Raw genomic sequence first — 16,144 nt, 5'->3', positions numbered from 1 at the left:
TCTTTGGGGGCTAGGCGGGCGGGTGTTAGGCGTCTGCGGCGGCTGGGGTGTAGGTGGTCTGGGACTCTTCGGCGAAGTGGCAGGCTACGGATTGGCCGGTGGGGATGGGGCGGAGTTGGGGTTCTTCGGTGCTGCAGCGGGATTCGGCGCGGAGGCAGCGGGTGTGGAAGCGGCAACCTGAAGGGGGCGAGACCGGGGAGGGCGGGTCGCCGGCTAGGACGATGCGTTTGCGGCCTTGGCGGGCGAGGCCTGGTTCGGCGGAGAGCAGGGCCTGCGTGTACGGGTGTGCCGGTACGTCGTACACGTTCTGATGGTCACCGAGTTCCGCGACTCGGCCGAGGTACATGACGGCGACTCGGTCGGAGACGTGGCGGACTACGGACAAGTCGTGCGCTACGAAGATGATGCTCAGGCCGAGTTCGCGCTGGAGTCGCATCAGCAGGTTCACGACCTGCGCCTGGACGGACAGGTCGAGGGCGGAGACCGGTTCGTCGCAGAGCAGGACATCGGGGTTGAGGGCGATCGCTCGGGCGATCCCGATCCGCTGCCGCTGACCACCGGAGAACTGGTGCGGGAACTTCGTTTCGTCCTCGGCCCGCAGACCCACCAGCTCTAGTAGCTCGCGCACGCGTCGCCGGATGTCCATGCCCTTCGAGACATCCGGGTGGACCTCCAGCGGTTCGGCGACGATCTCGCCGACGCGCATCCGCGGGTTCAGGCTGGAGTACGGGTCCTGGAAGACGACCTGGACATTCCGCCGCCACCGCCGCAGTTCGCGACCGCGCAGGTTGCTGACGTCCACACCGCCATAGTGGATCGCGCCCGACGTCGGCTTCTCCAGTGCGGCGAGTAGCCGGACGAGCGTGGACTTGCCGCAGCCGGACTCGCCGACGATGCCGAGCGATTCGCCCTTGCGTAGCGTCAGATTCACGCCCTCGACCGCGCGAACCAGCACCTTCGCCCCGAAGTGCAGCGCCGGGCTGATGTCGTAGTGCTTCACCAAATCCGTTGCCACCAGCAACTCTTCGGCCATCAGACGGCCTCCTTCTCGGCCAGCGTCGTCCGGCGGATACACGCGGCATCGCGGCCGGGCGCAACGGTCAGCAACGGCGGTACGTCGTGCGCGCACTCCTCGATCGCGATCGGGCACCGCGGCCGGAACGCGCACCCGGACGGAATCGATCGCAACGACGGCGGCGTACCGGGGATGGTCGGCAACTCCTGCCCCTTGAGGTCGGCCGACGGCATCGACCCGAGCAGCCCTTCGGTGTACGGATGCACGGGATGATCGAGCGCCGCCGCGGTCGACGCGCGCTCGACGACATGACCGGCGTACATCACCACCACGTTGTCCGCGACATCCGACACGACACCGAGGTCGTGAGTGATCAGTACGACGCCCATGTCGCGCTCGGCCTGCAGTTCCGCGATCAGCTCCAGGATCTGCGCCTGCACGGTCACGTCGAGCGCGGTGGTCGGCTCGTCCGCGATCAGTACGTCGGGATCCAGCGCGAGCGCCATCGCCAGCATCACGCGCTGCCGCATCCCGCCGGAGAACTCATGCGGATAGTCGCGGACCCGCTTCGCCGCGGCCGGAATCCGCACCTGGTCGAGCATCTCGGCCGCCCTCGTCAGCGCGTCCCGCTTCGACATCCCGCGATGCACCCGGAAGCACTCGGCAATCTGCGTCCCGACCGACTGCACCGGATTGAGCGCCGACAGCGAGTCCTGGAACACCATGGTGATCCGGTCCCCGACGATCTTGCGCCGCTCCCGCGTCGTCATCGAGATCAGGTCGGCGCCGCGGTACTCCGCCGTACCGGAGACGATCCGCCCCGGAGGCATGTCCAGGATCCCGGTCAGCGCCTGCGTCGACACGCTCTTGCCCGACCCCGACTCCCCCAGGATCGCCAGCGTCTCCCCCGCCCGCACCTGCCACGACACCCCGTCGACCGCCCGCACCGGTCCGCGCGGCGTATCGAACTCGACACTCAGGTTCTCGACCTTGAGCAGTACCTCGCCGGTAGTCATCGCATCAGTTTCGGGTCGAGGGCGTCTCGGATCGAGTCGCCGATGATCATGAACGAGATCGTCATCGTGGAGATGAACAGCGCCGGCCAGATGAACAGGTGCGGGGTGTCCCGGTACGACGCGGCCACGCCGAACTGTGATCCCCACGAGATCGACGGCGGTTGCAGACCCACGCCCAGGAAGGTGAGTGCGGCCTCGAGACCGACCATGCCGCCGATGCCGAGGGTGGTCATCGCGAGCAGCGGCGCCATCGCGTTCGGGAACACGTGTTTGCGCAGGATCCGCAGCGGCGGGACACCGATCGAGCGGGCGGCCAGCACGTACTCGCGGTTGCGCACCGAGAAGACCGTGGCCCGCATCAGCCGCATGCCACCCGGCCAGCCGATCAGCAGGATGACACCGACGATGATCCAGATACTGCGGTTCGGCACCGAGTTGAGGATCACGATCAGTACGACGAGACCGGGGATCGAGAACAGTACGTCGGCCGTCCGCGAGATCAGTGCGTCGATGAAACCCGGGAAGTACCCGGCGAGCAGACCGAACGATCCGGCGAGCACGAACACGCCGAAGCTGGCGCAGATACTCACGAGCACCGACGGGCGAGCGCCGTACACGACGTTGGCGAAGTAGTCGCAGCCCTGGATGTCGAAGCCGAACGGATGCCCCGGGCCGCGGCCTTGGCGGCTTTTGCCGAGCTCGCAGAAGCGCGGGTCGGCCGAGGTGAAGAGTTTCGGTACGGCGGCCATCGTGAAGAACGCGAGTAGCAGCAGACTGCACAGCACGAACTGCGGTTTGCGCATCAGCGCCCGCAGCAGCTCGCGGTTCGAGAGGGTCCGCCCGTCACCGAGTTCCTGGGCCTCGGCGCTGACTACCGCTGTGACGTCAGACATGGCGCACCCTCGGGTCCAGGATTCCGTAGAGGAGATCCACGAGCAGGTTGATCACGATGAACGACAGGAACGCCAGTGTCGACAGCAGTACCACGACACCGCCCTCCTTCAGCTTGATCGCCTGGAACATGAACTGCCCCAGCCCCGGCAGGTTGAAGATCGACTCGGTGATGATCGCCCCGCCGAACATGCCGGCCAGGTCGAGCCCGATGAACGTCACCACCGGCAGCAGCGCGTTCGGCAGGATGTGCCGCCACAGCACCCGCTGCTCGCCCAGCCCCTTGGCCCGGGCGGTCTTCACGAAGTCGGCGTTCACCGTCTCCACGATCGACGTCCGCATCAACCGCGCCAGCCCCGCGAACCCGAGCAGGCCGATCACCAACGCCGGCAGCAGGTACGACGTCGGGAATCCCTCCAGCACGCCGGAGACCGGGAACCACTTGAGCTCGACCCCGAACAAGTACTGCGCGGCGAAGTACGCCACGAGTCCCGGCACGGCGAGCAGCACGAGTGTTGCCAGCAGCAACGACCTGTCCACCCAGCCGTTCCGCCGGAAGCCGGCGTAGATGCCGAACAGCAGACCGAAGGTCCACTGGAACGCATTGGCCAGCAAGGTGAGTTTGAGCGTCACCGGGATCCGCAACCGGAGCTGGTCGGCGATGTCGGCACCGGCGAACGTCGTACCGAAGTTGCCGGTCAGGATGTCCTTCATGCTCAGCAGGTACTGGACGATGAAGGGATCGTCGAGGTGGAACTGGGCCCGTTTGGCCGCCAGCACGGCGGCCGGGATCGGCTTGTCACCGGCCAGTTCCCGCAGGGGGTCCCCAGGCATCGCGAAGACGAGCGCGAAGACCCCCAGCGTGACGATCACACCGATCGGAATCGCCGCGATGATGCGGCGAACGACGTACCGGATCATTTAAACGTGGCCCACAAGGCGGAGACGCCGACGTACTTGGAGACCCGCGGCTCGATCTTGTCCGAGTGCAGGTAGGCGTTCGACTTGGTGATCAGCGGGATCAGCGGCATGTCCTCGAGCGCGATGTCCTCGGCCTGCTGGTAGAGCTTGATCGCCTTCTCCGGGTCCGGTTCGGCGTCACCCTTGGCCAGTACGGCGTCCAGCGCGGGGTTGTTGTAGCCGGAGAAGTTCGCGTCACCGTTGGACTTGAACATCGGGGTCAGGTAGTCCTCGATCGACGGGTAGTCGTGGCCCCAGCCGCTGAACCGCAGGCCGTCGAGCTTGCGGGTGTCGGCGAGCTCGGTGATCTCGGAGCCGACCTTGCCGGTGTACTTGACCTCGAGGCCGAGGTTCTGCCGGATCATGTTGCCGATCGCCTCGGCGTTGATCTGACCGGTCGCCGACGTGGTGTTGTAGTTGATGTTGACCGGGCCGGAGAATCCACCGGCCTCGGCGAGCAGCTGCTTGGCCTTCGCGGGGTCGAAGTCGCAGTACTTGCAGGAGTCGGCGCGGTAGCCGTCCATGTCGGGCGCGACCAGCGCCTTGGCCGGCTCGGACAGCCCGATCAGGTCGGCGAAGGCCTTCCGGTCGATCGCCATCGAGAACGCGTGCCGCAGCTTGGGGTTCTTGAAGCGCGGGTCCCAGGCCGGGAGGGTCAGGTAGTTGGCGCCCGAGCTGATGCTGGTGACCCACTTGTCCGGGGCGTCGTCCTTGAAGCTCTTCACCTTGGTCGAGGGCACGTCGACGAAGTCGATGTTGCCGGCCAGGAACTCGTTGTACGCCGTGTCCGCGTTCGGGATGAAGCGGTAGGTGATCGCGTCGGCCTCCGGCACCAGCGGGCCCTTGTACCCGTCCCACTTGGCCAGCTTGATGTCGTCACCGGCGTTCCAGTCGGCGGCCAGCTTGAACGGGCCGTTGCCGATCGGCTTGCGCTTGTAGGCGTCCGGGTCCTTGCGGACCTCCTCCGGCAGCGGCGCCAGCCCGAGGTACTGCAGGGTCAGGCCGAACTGCGAGAACGGCACCTTGAGCTTCACCGTGAAGGTCAGGTCGTCGACCTGCTTGAGACCGCTGAGCGCCTTGACCGAGGTCGGCTTCGGCGTCGCGCCGTCCGGGGTCTCCGGGTTCAGCGCCTCATAACCCTCGACCTTGGAGAAGAAGCCGTTGTTCTTCCACGCGTTCGAGCCCTGCGCGGTCAGGTTCCAGCTGTCGACATAGTCCTTGGCCGTCAGCGGCTGCCCGTTCTGGAACGTGTTCCCCGGGTGCAGCTTGATCGTCCAGGTCTGGCTGGTCTTGTCCGGCGTGACCGAGTCGGCCATCACGTTCAGCAACTTGCCACTGTTCGGATCCGTGGTCACCAGCGGCGCGAACATCGCCATCGCCACCTGGATCCCCGGACTGCCGTTCTCGTTCAGCGGGTTGATGTACTCCAGCGGGTCGGCCGCGATCGCGATCACCTCGCTCTTGGCCCCACCCCCCGAGCCGCCGTCCCCACCCGACTTGCCACCACACGAGGCCAGCACCAGCGAAAGCCCGAGTGCCACCCCCACAACCCCAGTCAGACGTCGCACGGTCGAACCAACTTCCTCGGCAAAGCGCCGATCGGCGGGCGGAACAAGCGCCATGCTCGCTGGTCGAAACTGCGCATGTCAACGTTGTCAGCCCCCAAACCCACGCGCGTAACGCAGGCGTTACCAACCCAAGACCTCAGATGACCCATCCACCCGACCGCGCAACCGACCCACCTTAATCGCCCCAACCCCCGAAGTCATCAGATGTCAGCCCAGTTCCCTGACAAATCAATTTGTGCGCACAAATGCGCACTTGAGCCGTCCGCCGGAGCGTTCCTAATCGTCGGGTGGGATGTTCTGGTTCAGGTGGAAGAGGTTGCCCGGGTCGTACTTCTGTTTGAGCGCTTGCAGGCGGTCGTACGTCGCGGGCCCGTAGGCGGAGCGGATTCGGGCGGAGCCTTCGTCGGTGAGGAAGTTGACGTAGACGCCGGACTGGTGTGGTTCGAGGGCTTGCCAGGACGTGCGGACCCAGTCGCGTTGGGCTTCGAAGCCTTCTGGGCCGAGGGTGGCGCCGACGAAGTTGACGGTGTGACCGCTGGTTCGCCCACCGAAGGCGGTGCTGTCCGCCGAGACCCGGGAGATCGCGCCGCCCAGGTGGAAGACGGGGAAGGACGTGTACGGCGAGTCGATCGCGAGGCCGCGGGCGGCTACGACGTCGATCACGTCGTCGGTGAGTTCGGCGACGTCGCAGGCGCGCATGTAGTACCAGCGGCCGTGCGGGAAGCTCGGGTCGAGCATCGACTGCAGGGTCAGGTACGGCGTCGGCGTACACCGGTCGAGGAGCGGCGGCGCGAAGGCCTTCAGCGGCGCGAGCAGCCGCTCACCTTCCTCGACCGGTCCGGTGTAGCACGCGACGACAGCCACCACCGGCCGGCCGTGCAGCTCGGCCGGGATCATCGGTGACGAAGGCAACCAACGGTGGATCACCGCGGTGGTCAGCTCGTCCGGTACGTCGGTGAGCCAGTCGCGGTAGTGACGCATCAGCTCCGGTGACCGGTCCATCGGCCACGCCACGAGGCCGCCGTACACGATCGGCCCGACCGGATGCAGCCGGAACTCGAACTCGGTGACGATGCCGAAGTTCCCGCCGCCACCGCGGATCCCCCAGAACAGGTCGGCGTTGACCTCCTCACTCGCGGTCACCAGCTCGCCCTCGGCGGTGACCACATCCACCGACAGCAGGTTGTCGATAGTGAGTCCGTACTTGCGCATCAGCCAACCGATCCCACCCCCGAGCGTCAGCCCCGCCAGACCGGTGTGCGTCACGATGCCCGACGGCACCGCCAGGCCGAACGCCTGCGTCTCCCGGTCGAGCTCCCCCAGCAGCACACCGCCTTGGGCCCGCGCCGTACGGCGGACCGGGTCGACCCGGATCCCCTTCAGCAGCCCGAGGTCGATCAGCAGGCCGCCGTCACACGTCGAGTGTCCGGGGAAGCTGTGTCCGCCGCCGCGGACCGCGACCGGCCCTCCGGTACGGCGGGCGGTCGCCAGCGCGGACCGGATGTCGGCCACCCCGGTGCAGCGGGCGATCACCCCCGGGCGCCGGTCGATCGACCCGTTCCACACAGCGCGGAGTTCGTCGTACGGCGGATCGCCGGGCCGAACCAGCTCCCCGCTGAAGTCTTCGGTGCGTATGTCCGGAGTGATCGTGCTCATGGCCGACTCCTGCCATCACTCCCCCAGGCCCTCCCTGCGGCCAGTCTGCGCCCGGAACCGGGCGCTGGAGAAGGGTCAGACCGTGAAGGCTTTGGTGTCCTCGTCGAACGGGCCCATCACCGTCAGGGCGGGGGTGCCGGCGTAGAGCTCGGCGGCCAGGGCGGTGACGTCGTCCAGGGTGACAGCGTCGATGTGGTGCAGGATCTGGTCGACGGTGGGGAGTTCGCCGTACACGAGCTCGGCCTTGGCGATCCGGGTCATCTTGGCGCCGGTGTCCTCGAGGCCCATCACGACGGAGCCACGCATCTGGCCCTTACCGCGCAGCAGTTCGTCAGGCGTGATCGTGCCGGACGCGATCGACTCCAGCTCGGCACGGACGACGTCCAGCACCTCGGGCGCCTTCTTCGGCAGACAACCGGCGTAGACGCCGACCATTCCGGTGTCCGAGTACGCCGAACCGAACGTGAAGACCGAATACGCGAGGCCACGCTTCTCGCGGACCTCCTGGAACAGGCGCGACGACATGCCGCCGCCGACGATCCCGTGCAGGACACCGGCGACGTACCGGCGGTGGTCGTTGCGGACCAGCCCGGGCATCCCGAGCACCAGGTGCGCCTGCTCGACGTCGCGGTGGTGGACGCGAGTCCCGCCGTACGTCGGGATGCGCAGACCGGCGTCGGTCCGGACCGGGGACGGTTCGGCGTCGGTGGTGACCCAGTGGCGCTCGAAGGCTTTGCCGACCAGGCGGACGACCTCTTCGTGGTCGACGTTGCCGGCGACCGAGACGACGATGTTGGCGGGCAGGTAGCGGTCGCGGTACCAGCTGACGACCTGGTCGCGAGTCAGCGCTGCGACCGATTCCGGCGTACCGGTGATCGAGCGGCCGAGTGGAGACGTGCCCCAGAGTTGCTCGGCGAACAGGTCGTGGATGTGGTCCGACGTCTCGTCGGCGTGCATCGCGATCTCTTCGTCGATGACGTCGCGTTCACTCTCGACGTCCGCGTCGGTGAGCGTGGCCGAGGTGATCATGTCGCAGATGACGTCGACCGCGAGCGGCAGGTCGGAGTCGAGCACCCGCGCGTAGTAGCAGGTGTACTCCTTGCCGGTGAACGCGTTCATCTCGCCACCGACGGCGTCGATCTCGGCCGAGATCTCCAGTGCGTCGCGACGCTCGGTGCCCTTGAACAACAGGTGTTCGAGGAAGTGCGTCGCGCCGTTCTGCTGCTCCGGCTCATCGCGGGAACCGACTCCCACCCAGACACCGAAGGTGACCGAGCGGAAGCCTGGTACTGACTGGGAAAGCACGCGGAGCCCGGAGGGCAGGACGGTCCGTTTGACCGGACCGCCTGCCTCCGAGCTCAGCAGTGTGCTCGTGATGGCTCTACTCACTCGGCGGAGTCAGCAACCTTCTCTTCAGCCTTGTCTTCACCCTCGACGACCGGGATCAGCGAGAGCTTGCCACGGTCGTCGATCTCGGCGATCTCGACCTGCAGCTTCTGACCGACCGAGAGAACGTCCTCGACGGCCTCGACGCGCTTGCCACCGGCCAGGCCACGCAGCTTGCTGATGTGCAGCAGGCCGTCCTTGCCCGGGAGCAGGCTGATGAACGCACCGAAGTTGGTCGTCTTCACGACCGTGCCCAGGTAGCGCTCACCCTTCTCCGGCATCGTCGGGTTCGCGATCGCGTTGATCATCGCGCGCGCGGCGTCGGCCGACGGGCCGTCCGTCGCACCGATGTAGACCGTGCCGTCGTCCTCGATGGAGATGTCGGCGCCGGTCTCGTCGGTGATCTGGTTGATCATCTTGCCCTTCGGGCCGATGACCTCGCCGATCTTGTCCACCGGGACCTTGACCGAGATGACCCGCGGCGCGAACTCGCTCATCTCACCCGGGGCGTCGATGGCCTTGGCCATCACGTCGAGGATGGTCAGGCGGGCTTCCTTGGCCTGGGTCAGCGCACCGGCGAGCACGCTGGCCGGGATGCCGTCGAGCTTCGTGTCCAGCTGGAGGGCCGTGACGAAGTCCTTGGTACCGGCGACCTTGAAGTCCATGTCGCCGAACGCGTCCTCGGCACCGAGGATGTCGGTCAGCGCGACGTACTCGGTCTTGCCCTTGACCTCACCGGAGATGAGGCCCATCGCGATACCGGCGACGGGGGCCTTCAGCGGCACACCGGCGTTCAGCAGCGACAGGGTCGAGGCGCAGACCGAGCCCATCGACGTGGAGCCGTTGGAGCCGAGGGCCTCGGACACCTGACGCAGCGCGTACGGGAAGTCCTCACGCGACGGCAGCACGGGCACCAGGGCCCGCTCGGCCAGCGCGCCGTGACCGATCTCGCGGCGCTTCGGCGAACCGACCCGGCCGGTCTCACCGGTCGAGTACGGCGGGAAGTTGTAGTTGTGCATGTAGCGCTTACGCGTCTCCGGGGAGAGCGTGTCCAGCTGCTGCTCCATCCGGAGCATGTTCAGCGTGGTGACACCCATGATCTGGGTCTCGCCGCGCTCGAACAGCGCCGAACCGTGAACCCGCGGCAGGACGCCGATCTGCGCCTTCAGCGGGCGGATGTCGGCCAGCCCGCGGCCGTCGATCCGGACCTTGTCCTTGAGCACCCGCTGGCGGACCAGCTTCTTGGTCAGCGAGCGGAAGGCTGCGGACAGCTCCTTCTCGCGGCCCTCGAAGCTCTCGGCCAGCTTGGCCACCACGGCCGCCTTGACGGCGTCGGTGGCGTCCTCGCGCTCGTGCTTGCCGGCGATGGTGAGCGCCTGCGACAGCTCGTCGGTGGCCTCGGCCTCGACCGCGGCGAACGCGTCGTCGGCGTAGTCCGGGAAGACCGGGAACTCGCCGGTCGGCTTGGACGCCTTGGCGGCCAGCTCGGCCTGCGCGTCGACCAGGGTCTTGATGAAGCCCTTGGCGGCCTCCAGGCCCTCGGCGACGACCTCTTCGGTCGGCGCCGTCTTGCCGGCGGCAACGGCCTCGAAGGTGCCCGGGGTGGACTCGGCCTCGACCATCATGATCGCGACGTCACCGGAGTCGGTGACGCGACCCGCGACCACCATGTCGAAGACGGCGTCTTCGAGCTCGGTGTGCGTCGGGAACGCGACCCACTGGTTGCCGATCAGGGCAACGCGGGTGGCGCCGATCGGGCCCGAGAACGGCAGCCCGGCGATCTGGGTGGACATCGACGCCGCGTTGATCGCGAGCACGTCGTACAGCTTGTCCGGGTTCAGCGCCAGGACCGTGATGACGACCTGGATCTCGTTGCGCAGGCCGGAGACGAACGACGGCCGCAGCGGGCGGTCGATCAGCCGGCAGGTCAGGATGGCCTCTTCCGAGGGCCGTCCTTCACGACGGAAGAACGAGCCGGGGATGCGACCCGCGGCGTACATCCGCTCCTCGACGTCGACCGTCAGCGGGAAGAAGTCGAACTGGTCCTTCGGCTTCTTGCTGGCCGTGGTGGCCGAGAGCACCATCGTGTCGCCGTCGAGGTAGGCGGCGGCGGAGCCGGCGGCCTGCTGGGCCAGACGGCCCGTCTCGAAGCGGATGGTGCGGGTACCGAAACTGCCGTTGTCGACAACGGCCTCTGAAAACTGTGCGCCGTCCATCGGCGCGTTGGTGGATCCCGACACGGGATACCCCTCTCTCCTACAGTGTTGACGACTGCGGAGCGCGAGCTATCGGGGTGCCGGTCTTCGATCGAGGCCCGCGGATTCCCTTGGATCCGAAGGTCACTACCGAGGACCGGGTCCTCCCGCCACGCGCTTCGCGTCGCCTCGTCGTATTCAGTTGTGATCCAGGCCCACCCTGGGCGTGGATACGCGAGGAGCGGCCACCCAACCTCGGGGGCCGCTCCTCACGACGTCATCGGCGAAGGCCGAGCCGCTCGATCAGGGACCGGTAGCGGTTGATGTCCTTCTTCGCCAGGTAGTTCAGCAGCCGACGGCGCTGACCGACGAGCAGCAGCAGGCCACGACGGCTGTGGTGGTCGTGCTTGTGCTCCTTCAGGTGCTCGGTCAGGTGCGAGATGCGGTGCGTCAGCAGCGCAACCTGGACCTCGGGGGAGCCGGTGTCACCCTCGGTCAGGGCGTACTCACCCATGATCTTCTTCTTCGTGGCAGCATCAACAGATGACACGGAGTTCCTCTCGATTTCCGTTGCGCGGCGCACCGGGGCTTCGTCACCCGAGCACTCTCGATCCGCGGCCGTCAGACGGCAGCGGCCAGAGTATCAGTCCGTGGACGCGTCACCCTAATTCTCCGTCAAGATGCGGCGTGCCCCGTCGACGTCAGCCTTCATCTGGACGAGCAGATCGTCGATAGTTTCGAACCTGATCTGGCTCCCCCGCAGCCGCGCCACGAAGTCGATCGCGATCCGGGCGCCGTACAGCTCCAGGTCGTCGCGGTCGAGCACGTAGGACTCCACCCGCCGGTCCACCCCGTCGAAGGTGGGGTTGCTGCCCACACTGATCGCGGCGGGCATGGGCTCGTCGTACGACGGACCTCCGTCGGCCGGCGTCAGCACGGTCAACCACCCGGCGTACACGCCGTCCAGTGGTACGGCGGCGATCGGGTCGGCCGGGATGTTCGCCGTCGGATACCCGAGTTCGCGGCCGCGCTTGTCGCCCTCGATCACCACGCCGGTCACCCGCAGCGGCCGTCCGAGCGCCTCGGCCGCCGCCTCCACATCACCCTCGGCCAACCGCTGCCGCACGTACGTCGACGACCACGGCTGGGCGTCGCCGGCGAGGCTCAGGCCCTCGACCTGGAACCCGTACGTCGTACCGGCCGCGACCAGCGTGTCGACGTGCCCGGCGGCCTTGTGGCCGAAGCGGAAGTTCTCCCCGACCACGATCGCCTTGGCGTGCAGCGTGCCGACCAGGACCCGCTCGATGAACTCCTCCGGCGACCAGCTCGCCACGTCCTTGTCGAACGGCAGGATCAGTACGGCGTCAGCCCCGTGCTGCCCGAGCAGTTCCGCCCGCTGACCGGGCTCACTGAGCATCAGCGGCGCGTGGTCCGGCCGCAGTACCCGCATCGGGTGCGGGTCGAAGGTGAGCGCGACCACCGGCAGTGCACCCCCTTGGCCACCCAGCTCGGCCGCGCGCGCCTTGGCATGCGCGAGCACCTCCTGGTGTCCCCGGTGCACTCCGTCGAAGTTGCCGATGGTGACGACCGACGGGCCGAACTCCGCACCCACCTCGTCCAAACCGTGCCAGACCTGCATGCCTCCAGGATTCCATGTCGCGACGACCCTGAGCGCACCGGCCCACAATCAGACCGCGCGGGCGATCGCGATGGCTCCGGCCAGCCGCTCCCCCGCCTCGTAGAACATGTATTCCTTGCCGTCCATGGTGCCGAAGGACGCGGCGGCGCACCGGCCGTTGTCGGGCGCCCCGGCCAGCGGATTGTGGAACACACCGAGGTGGTTGCGCTTGGTGAAGTCGTTGCCCACCTCGGTGATCAGCATCCGTCCGCCGGACGCCTTGTCCTGGTGATAGATCACGTACGTCGAGTTGTTGCGGTGCACCACTGTCGGCGCACCGATGTTCTGCGAGCCGACCTCCTCCGGACGGATCAGCGAGTTGGGCGAGAAGACCCAGGTGCGCCCGTCGACCGACCGGCCCCAGCCGATGGACCGACGGTTCGCGGTGGTGTTGATCATGAAGACCATCACGTACTTCGACCCCTTGGCCGGGAGCTCGTGCTCGAACACCCGGGCGTACGACGTCTCCGTCGTACCCGAGGGCATCATCGACGTCGACAGCACGACCTTGTCGTAGGTGAAGTGGATGCCGTCCTTGGAGCGGGCGAGCCGGGTGGTGGTGTTCTCACCGTGGAAGTACAGCCACATCTCCTTGGCCGACTCGTTCCAGATCACGTGCGGCGACGACACGTGGCTGACGTTGTAGTGCGGGCTCCAGGTGCGCGCCACGATCGGATTGTTCGGGTACTCCTTGAAGGGTCCCTCGAGACTGTCGCTGTAGCTCAGGCAGATGCCGCCGGGTGCGTCGTGCGGCGCGTAGTAGAGGTAGTAGCGGCCGAGTGGGTTCGCGATCCGCCCCGCCGTTCCGCGGATGCACGGGAAGATCACCTCTTTGCGGGCCGGCTCGTACGCGAGCTTGGACTTGTCGAACGCGGTCCGGACATACCGGTACGTCGGAAAGCCCGCGGGCGCCGCGTTTGCGGGAGCCGCGTTCAGCAGGGGCAAGGCGGCCAAGCCGGCGGTTCCGCGAAGCACAGTACGGCGGGAGATCGGCGTCATACGACCACATCCTCGGGGGCGGGGTTGGTGGGTCGACTGTGATCGCGGGCCGTCCGGCGTGTCAAGACGCTAATACGTATTAGTTAAGGGATTCCGCGGTGCAGCAGGTCTTGACTTCGGTGCTGATCCCCTCGATGCTCGGCTCCATGACGACAGATCGCCGGATGCCGCGCCAGGCGGATATCGCCCGGATCGCAGGGGTCTCCCAGGCCGCCGTCTCGATCGTGCTCGGGGGTAAGCAGTCGGTGCGGATGGCCGAGTCCACCCGGCAGCGAATCCTGGAGGTCGCCGAGGAGCTGGGCTACGTCCCGCATCCGGTGGCCAAGCGGCTAGCGCACTCGCGGTCGAACCTGCTCGGGCTCTACACGTTCCGCACCACGTTCCCGACAAACGAGGCGGACATCTACCACCCGATCCTGTCTGGCGTGGAGGCGGAGGCCGCGTCACTCGGTCAGGACCTCATCCTGTTCACCGGCACGAGCGGTCCGGAAGCCCGGCAGGAGGAGGCGATCCGCCGTACCCGGATGGCCGACGGCTGCCTGTTCTTCGGCCGGGAGGTCCCGGAGGCCCCAGTGGCCAGACTGGTCGATGCGGGCTTCCCACTCGTCTACATCGGCCGGCGGCCGGAGCTGGGCGGCCGGATCCCCTATGTGGGTGCGGACTACGTCACCGCCTCGGCAGAAGTGCTGGAGCGGCTGATCGGCCTGGGCCATCGCAAAATCCGGTACGTGCGTGAGCCCGACGAGGCCCCCTCGTCGGAGGACCGCCTGCTCGGCGTACTGCAGGCCGCCCCGGACACCGAGGTCGTCCGGCTCAAAGGTTCGGAGCTATCGGTCGACGCACTGCGCTCCTGGCTGGCCGACGGCGTCACCGCTCTGGTGGTCGAGGGGACCGACACCGGTACGGCGTACCGGGCCGTGCGGACCGCGGTCGACGCGGCCGGGCTCTCCGTGCCGGACGACCTGTCGCTTGCGGTGCTGGGTGTACCGCCCGGTGTCAGCGGCTTCGAGGTTCCGATGCGGGAGATGGGGCGGCACGCGGTCCGGCTGCTCATCGAGCTGATCACCAACCAGGAAACGACACCGCAGCAACTGCTGTGGTGCCCACCAGTAGCCGGCCGTGAGGTCGGACCGCCAAGGAGTACTGAATGACTGAGCTCGACACCGAGATCCTCGTGGTTGGCGGCGGGGTCGGCGGCGTCGCAGCCGCGCTGGCCGCCGCGTCGGCGGGACACCGTGTCGTCCTGACCGAGGAGACCGACTGGGTGGGTGGTCAGTTCACCGCGCAGGCGGTCCCGCCGGACGAGAACCCTTGGATCGAGCAGTTCGGGAGCACAGCGTCGTACCGGCGGTTTCGTGAGGGGGTGCGCGACTACTACCGCCGCCACTACCCGCTGCGTGCGGAGGCGGCCGCACTGGTCGACCTGAACCCAGGAGCCGGCCGGGTCAGCAAGCTCTGCCACGAGCCTCGGGTCGCACTAGCTGTGCTCGAGGCGATGCTGGCGCCACACCGCTCGGCCGGGCGCTTAACTGTGCTGCTGCAGCACCGCCCTGTCGCGGCTAACGTCAGCGGCGACCGCGTCGATGCCATCACTGTGCAGGGGCCCGATGGCGCTCGCACCACTATCAGAGCGACGTACGTGCTGGACGCAACAGAGAACGGCGACCTGCTGCCGCTGACCGGCACCGAGTTCGCGGTCGGCGCCGAGGCACAGGCCGAGTACGACGAGCCACACGCGCCGGAGCACGCGAATCCGGCGAACCTGCAGGGCATCACGTACTGCTTCGCACTGTCGCATCACGCCGGTCAGGACCACACCATCGACCGGCCGCGGATGTACGGGTTCTGGCGGGACTACCAGCCGGAGTTCTGGCCCGGTCCCCTGCTGGGGTTTGTCGCCCCGGATCCACGGTCACTGGAGCCAGTCCCCCGGACCTTCGATCCGAACCCTGCCGCCGATCCCCTGGCGGTCAGCGCCGACCAGAGCGCCGACGCCGGTGACAAGGAGCTGTGGGGCTTCCGCCGGATCCTGGCCCGCAAGCTGCATCATCCGGGTGCGTTCGACTCCGACATCACGCTGGTCAACTGGCCGCTCAACGACTACTGGCTGCGGCCTGCGCTCGAGATCGACGGCGTGACCACTGCTGACGATGTGGCGCAGGCGCACGACGAGGCGAAGCAGCTGTCGCTGTCACTCCTCTACTGGCTGCAGACCGAGGCACCGCGGCTCGACGGCGGTACCGGGTTTCCGGGGCTCCGGCTGCGCCACGATGTGGTCGGTACGGAGGACGGTCTGGCGAAGTCCGCCTATGTGCGGGAAGGGCGCCGGATCCGTGCACTGACCACGATCATCGAGCAGGACGTTTCCCTCGACGTACTGGGACCGACCGGGCGCAAACGGCGGGATGACTCGGTCGGCATCGGCAGCTACCGCCTCGACCTGCACCCGTCGACCGCAGGCGACAACTATGTCGACGTACCGAGTGTGCCGTTCGAGCTACCGCTGGGCGCCTTGCTGCCAAGGCGGATGCGGAACCTGCTGCCGGCCGGTAAGAACATCGGCACCACGCACATCACGAATGGTTGCCATCGGCTACATCCCGTCGAGTGGAACATCGGCGAGGTCGCCGGACACCTCGCCGGGTTCGCCCTGCGCGGCGGCACCGAACCACACCAGTTCGGCGAGAACCCGGCTGTCTTCGAGGACTTCGCGCGGCTGCTCGACCGCTCCGGTGTCGAGCGCCGGTGGCCCGACGTCCGCGGGTACTGACTTTCCCCTT

Annotated in this window: 13 protein-coding genes; 2 read left to right on the top strand and 11 right to left on the bottom strand. The window is 67.5% G+C overall.

The genetic code is table 11. From position 1 onward, the window contains the following. Positions 1 to 25: 25 nt before the first annotated feature. The 11 genes from ABD231_RS15290 to ABD231_RS15240 form a co-directional block, all read right to left on the bottom strand. Complete coding sequence (locus tag ABD231_RS15290) at positions 26 to 1,033, bottom strand: ABC transporter ATP-binding protein (protein ID WP_344151101.1); 1,008 nt, start codon at positions 1,031 to 1,033, stop codon at positions 26 to 28. Beyond that, positions 1,033 to 2,031: an ABC transporter ATP-binding protein gene (locus tag ABD231_RS15285; RefSeq protein WP_344151098.1), complete on the bottom strand. Its 999-nt coding sequence runs from the start codon at positions 2,029 to 2,031 to the stop codon at positions 1,033 to 1,035. Before ABD231_RS15285 ends, ABD231_RS15290 begins: the two co-directional genes overlap by 1 nt. Then, the gene (locus ABD231_RS15280; RefSeq protein WP_344151095.1) at positions 2,028 to 2,924 is read right to left on the bottom strand and encodes an ABC transporter permease; all 897 of its coding nucleotides are present in this window, start codon (positions 2,922 to 2,924) and stop codon (positions 2,028 to 2,030) included. The genes ABD231_RS15285 and ABD231_RS15280 overlap by 4 nt, the downstream gene beginning before the upstream one ends. Then, positions 2,917 to 3,843, bottom strand: coding sequence for an ABC transporter permease (locus tag ABD231_RS15275; RefSeq protein ID WP_344151092.1), 927 nt, complete (start codon positions 3,841 to 3,843; stop codon positions 2,917 to 2,919). Before ABD231_RS15275 ends, ABD231_RS15280 begins: the two co-directional genes overlap by 8 nt. After that, on the bottom strand, positions 3,840 to 5,450 hold the full coding sequence (locus ABD231_RS15270) for a peptide ABC transporter substrate-binding protein (protein WP_344151089.1): 1,611 nt from the start codon (positions 5,448 to 5,450) through the stop codon (positions 3,840 to 3,842). Before ABD231_RS15270 ends, ABD231_RS15275 begins: the two co-directional genes overlap by 4 nt. A 276-nt stretch (positions 5,451 to 5,726) precedes the next feature. Then, positions 5,727 to 7,106: an FAD-binding oxidoreductase gene (locus ABD231_RS15265; protein WP_344151086.1), complete on the bottom strand. Its 1,380-nt coding sequence runs from the start codon at positions 7,104 to 7,106 to the stop codon at positions 5,727 to 5,729. A gap of 75 nt (positions 7,107 to 7,181) precedes the next feature. Then, positions 7,182 to 8,495, bottom strand: coding sequence for a M16 family metallopeptidase (locus tag ABD231_RS15260; RefSeq protein ID WP_344151083.1), 1,314 nt, complete (start codon positions 8,493 to 8,495; stop codon positions 7,182 to 7,184). Continuing rightward, positions 8,492 to 10,708 carry a polyribonucleotide nucleotidyltransferase gene (locus ABD231_RS15255; RefSeq protein ID WP_344151233.1) on the bottom strand — a complete coding sequence of 739 codons (2,217 nt, stop codon included), beginning with the start codon at positions 10,706 to 10,708 and terminating at the stop codon, positions 8,492 to 8,494. Before ABD231_RS15255 ends, ABD231_RS15260 begins: the two co-directional genes overlap by 4 nt. A 256-nt stretch (positions 10,709 to 10,964) precedes the next feature. Further along, positions 10,965 to 11,237, bottom strand: coding sequence for a 30S ribosomal protein S15 (rpsO, locus tag ABD231_RS15250; RefSeq protein ID WP_344151080.1), 273 nt, complete (start codon positions 11,235 to 11,237; stop codon positions 10,965 to 10,967). Positions 11,238 to 11,351: 114 nt separating this feature from the next. Further along, positions 11,352 to 12,326, bottom strand: a complete 975-nt coding sequence (locus ABD231_RS15245) for a bifunctional riboflavin kinase/FAD synthetase (RefSeq protein WP_344151077.1) — start codon at positions 12,324 to 12,326, stop codon at positions 11,352 to 11,354. 48 nt (positions 12,327 to 12,374) lie between these two features. Then, complete coding sequence (locus ABD231_RS15240; RefSeq protein WP_344151074.1) at positions 12,375 to 13,364, bottom strand: glycoside hydrolase family protein; 990 nt, start codon at positions 13,362 to 13,364, stop codon at positions 12,375 to 12,377. Between the two features lie 98 nt (positions 13,365 to 13,462). Between ABD231_RS15240 and ABD231_RS15235 the strand changes: the two genes are divergently transcribed. Continuing rightward, positions 13,463 to 14,515, top strand: coding sequence for a LacI family DNA-binding transcriptional regulator (locus ABD231_RS15235; RefSeq protein ID WP_344151071.1), 1,053 nt, complete (start codon positions 13,463 to 13,465; stop codon positions 14,513 to 14,515). After that, on the top strand, positions 14,512 to 16,134 hold the full coding sequence (locus tag ABD231_RS15230) for an FAD-dependent oxidoreductase (RefSeq protein ID WP_344151068.1): 1,623 nt from the start codon (positions 14,512 to 14,514) through the stop codon (positions 16,132 to 16,134). Before ABD231_RS15235 ends, ABD231_RS15230 begins: the two co-directional genes overlap by 4 nt. Positions 16,135 to 16,144: the final 10 nt, after the last annotated feature.

It is taken from the genome of Kribbella yunnanensis, assembly GCF_039529655.1.
Taxonomy (GTDB): domain Bacteria; phylum Actinomycetota; class Actinomycetes; order Propionibacteriales; family Kribbellaceae; genus Kribbella; species Kribbella yunnanensis.
The sequence above is the reverse complement of the archived record's forward strand: the minus strand, read 5'-3'. Positions and strand labels throughout refer to the sequence as shown.

What these genes read in the sequence shown, in the direction of transcription:
- ABD231_RS15290 (WP_344151101.1), bottom strand. Translation starts at nt 1,033, where the DNA reads ATGGCCGAAGAGTTGCTGGTGGCAACGGATTTGGTGAAGCACTACGAC.
- ABD231_RS15285 (WP_344151098.1), bottom strand. Translation starts at nt 2,031, where the DNA reads ATGACTACCGGCGAGGTACTGCTCAAGGTCGAGAACCTGAGTGTCGAG.
- ABD231_RS15280 (WP_344151095.1), bottom strand. Translation starts at nt 2,924, where the DNA reads ATGTCTGACGTCACAGCGGTAGTCAGCGCCGAGGCCCAGGAACTCGGT.
- ABD231_RS15275 (WP_344151092.1), bottom strand. Translation starts at nt 3,843, where the DNA reads ATGATCCGGTACGTCGTTCGCCGCATCATCGCGGCGATTCCGATCGGT.
- ABD231_RS15265 (WP_344151086.1), bottom strand. Translation starts at nt 7,106, where the DNA reads ATGAGCACGATCACTCCGGACATACGCACCGAAGACTTCAGCGGGGAG.
- ABD231_RS15255 (WP_344151233.1), bottom strand. Translation starts at nt 10,708, where the DNA reads ATGGACGGCGCACAGTTTTCAGAGGCCGTTGTCGACAACGGCAGTTTC.
- ABD231_RS15245 (WP_344151077.1), bottom strand. Translation starts at nt 12,326, where the DNA reads ATGCAGGTCTGGCACGGTTTGGACGAGGTGGGTGCGGAGTTCGGCCCG.
- ABD231_RS15240 (WP_344151074.1), bottom strand. Translation starts at nt 13,364, where the DNA reads ATGACGCCGATCTCCCGCCGTACTGTGCTTCGCGGAACCGCCGGCTTG.
- ABD231_RS15230 (WP_344151068.1), top strand. Translation starts at nt 14,512, where the DNA reads ATGACTGAGCTCGACACCGAGATCCTCGTGGTTGGCGGCGGGGTCGGC.